Genomic DNA, 1449 nt, shown 5'->3' with positions numbered 1-1449 from the left:
CTAGCACTACTTTGGCAGAGTTTAAGCTGCGCGGGATTCCCAAATCAGTTTTTTTGTGACTCATGGGTTGTCGGCTTGTGGAGGGGCCGACCATGGGAGGCGGGAGATCGGATTGGCGGAAGGAGCTTGGACGCTTTCTGGAGCCGTTTTTGGATCGATTGGGTCACAAGGCTCGGCGACAGATGTGCCCAGCCTATGTGGCGGGACTGATTGGCTCCGGCGATCGCAAGAGCATCCAGCCCATGGCAGCGCGCGACGGACAGGTCGGCTACGACCAGCTGCATCACTTCATAGCAAGTGGTGTATGGGATGCGGCCCCGCTGGAGAAAGTCCTGCTTGCCGAGGCCGACAAGATGGTTGGCAGTGATGACGCCTGGCTGATCATCGACGATACGGCGCTGCCGAAGAAGGGGGAGCGCTCGGTCGGCGTGGCGCCGCAATACGCTTCAGCCCTTGGCAAGACAGCCAACTGTCAGTCTCTGGTCTCGGTGACGCTGGCATCGCGCGAAGTGCCGGTGATGGTCGGGCTGCGGCTATTTCTACCCGAGACCTGGACGAACGATCCCGAGCGCATGAGGCAAGCCCACGTGCCGAAGGATCGGCAGATAGCTCTAACAAAGCCGGAGATCGCGATCGAAGAAATCGATCGTGTCATCGCCTCCGGCGTACGTTTCGGCTGTGTGCTTGCCGATTCAGGATACGGATCAAGTGGGCCTTTCCGCCAGGCTTTGAGCGAGCGCGGGCTGCTGTGGGCAGTGGGACTGTCGCGACGCCAGAACGTCTACCCCGCGGACGTTGCCCTTATCTTCCCCATCGCAAAAACTGGAAAGCGCCGCAAATACCACATTCCTGACCGGCCTCCGGTTTCCGCCGAGGCAACGTTGAACGGAGAGAAATGGCGAAAGGTCAGCTGGCGACGGGGGACCAAGGGCCGGCTGAGCTGTCGCTTCGCGGCCCGCCGTGTTCGGGTTGCGGACGGTCATAAGCATCGGATGCTCGATAATCGTATGCAGTGCATGCCTGGCGACGAGGTCTGGCTCGTCGGCGAGCGGCGATCGACCGGAGAGCAAAAATATTATGTGTCGAACCTGCCGGCCGATGCCACCATCGTGATGCTTACAGCCGCCATCAAGGCCAGATGGGTCTGTGAACAGGCGCACCAGCAACTCAAGGAAGAGCTTGGGCTCGACCACTTCGAAGGCAGATCCTGGACAGGCTTACACAGACATACCTTGATGACGATGATCGCCTACGCCTTCCTCCAATCCCGCCGCCTCAAAGCAGCGGGACGGAAAAAAAAGAATCGTAGGACCGCCACCCCAGCCCAGCATGCCCGCCATCAGGCAAGCCATTCTCGATCTCTTCGAACGCCCTCCACCCCTGCGATGCTCCCATTGTGAAAGGCTCCTCGTAGGAATCGCTAAAACAAAAGTGCCAAAGTAGTGCTAG

Annotated in this window: 1 protein-coding gene; it reads left to right on the top strand. The window is 59.5% G+C overall.

Annotated features, from left to right (window positions below):
• Positions 1 to 92: 92 nt before the first annotated feature.
• Positions 93 to 1400: an IS701 family transposase gene (locus tag ABIB91_RS41655; protein WP_354172986.1), complete on the top strand. Its 1308-nt coding sequence runs from the start codon at positions 93 to 95 to the stop codon at positions 1398 to 1400.
• Positions 1401 to 1449 lie beyond the last annotated feature (49 nt).

The sequence above is a fragment of the Bradyrhizobium sp. JR4.3 genome, assembly GCF_040547695.1.
In the GTDB taxonomy this organism is placed as follows: Bacteria; Pseudomonadota; Alphaproteobacteria; order Rhizobiales; family Xanthobacteraceae; genus Bradyrhizobium; species Bradyrhizobium canariense.
Note: the sequence above shows the minus strand (reverse complement) of the source record. Positions and strands in the feature narration are given on the sequence as shown.